This window comes from Rothia sp. HMSC066G07, assembly GCF_001814485.1.
In the GTDB taxonomy this organism is placed as follows: Bacteria; Actinomycetota; Actinomycetes; order Actinomycetales; family Micrococcaceae; genus Rothia.
The window spans coordinates 483,143-484,687 of record NZ_KV816922.1 but is presented as its reverse complement, the minus strand read 5'-3'; the positions used below and the strand labels follow the sequence as shown (position 1 = coordinate 484,687).

1 protein-coding gene and 1 pseudogene are annotated in these 1,545 nt (G+C 52.0%); both read right to left on the bottom strand.

What is annotated here, in order from left to right; genetic code table 11:
• Positions 1-885, bottom strand: a pseudogene (locus HMPREF2971_RS09295) (hypothetical protein); the annotation flags it as partial.
• A partial coding sequence (locus tag HMPREF2971_RS09380; protein WP_246825025.1) for a DUF6318 family protein occupies positions 885-1,545 on the bottom strand: 661 nt, incomplete at its 5' end. The pseudogene HMPREF2971_RS09295 and the gene HMPREF2971_RS09380, both read right to left, overlap by 1 nt.

Genomic DNA, 1,545 nt, shown 5'->3' with positions numbered 1-1,545 from the left:
GTACCGGCCAGCATAAGAAACCGTTGCGTAGGCATGAAAATTACCTGAGCGTTTGTATACATAACTGGTCGCGGTCGGTCGCGCTTTTGAGCCTGACTTCGGGTAAATAGGTTCGCCAATGGTGTATGACGTACCCTCGTCACCGTTGCCGTACTGGACGGTCATCTGTACCGGATAAGACTCGATTTCAACGTGACCGGCCGAAAGCTCACCCTCCCAATAAGCGGTGGGGGCTTCAGCATAGAAATTGACGTTGTCGCCCTTGTAGATATTCGGGTCGCCCTTAGCCCTGCCGGTACCACTACCGGAGTTATAGGACTGCTTCAGGATAGGGGGTCGAATATCGGTGTTGGCGAATTTGTCTTCAATTTCTTGAAGCATTTCAGCTGGACTCGGTTTACGAGGTTCTCCGGGGTTATTGGCGGTTAGGGTGCGGGTTTCTACTGGGGTGCAGTAGGTTCCGATGCCGGAGGTATTGTAATAACTGGTGTAGTCGTTGCCGTCGTCAGGCTGCATCCAGGTACGGAAGTACTGTCCTGGTTGGCCGTCAGCGGTGGTGCAGGAGTCTTTATCGGTGGTTGAAGCGTAGTATTCATCTCCCCTACCATCACGCATAAGATAATGAGTCGCTCTAAAGGCGGCTTCTTGCTCTTCTGCGGTCATTCTGATATCAGATGCAGCAGTATTTTCCTGCGCAGGGGCAGAGGGCAGGCTCACTTCCGCGTCGGTATCTGCTGTTGAATAACCGTCTTCATTAGCTATATCTACGATGCTGTGACTATTGGAATCTGAAGTATCTTCCAGAGCGTACGTCGGAGGATAAAGGTTGACTGCCAGAGCAAAAGTGATTGAACCGCAGAATACTCGAACTGTCTTACTTCCCATTATTTAATGAGTCCCTCTTTGCGGAGCTCTTCATTAGAGCGATACTCAGACAAATACCAGTAACCATCCTTGTATCGGTAACGGAACATGAAAGTTTCGTTTTCATTTCCGGTATTGGTTCGTTTACGCATTTTTCCATTCGGATGAATGTACAGTCCGTAAGTCCACAGGCGCCGGGTGAGAACCCAATATTCTTTGGATTTTTCGTCATACATGAGGTCGCTTTCGGCCTGGTATTCTGAGGTTCCTTCGATAACCCAGCCACCTTCTTTGTAAAGCTTTTCGATGGAGTTGAGGAATTCGATATCGCTTTTGAAGGTATCCAGCATGTACGGCCTCACGTATTGCATATCGCCCGTCTGGATGCCGTAGTTGCGGGCTTTGATCCAGTCACGCATCATCTCGCGGAGACCAGCGAAGGTCTCAGGGTACTGTTGCGGCTCGGCTTTCGGGAGAGGAACGTTCTGTGCAGGACCATATTCATCTGCCTTGCGGTACTCCCCTTCGGGGGCTTTTGAGCCGCCGGAATAGCCGCGGGTAATGACCGGGCTCGGAGTGGCCGAAGCGGAAGCCGCATCGGATGCCGCAGCAGACGCCGAGACGGTTTCGCTCGGCGCTGCGGAGGCGGTAGCTGCCGCCTCGTTATTTGCCTGCTGGCCA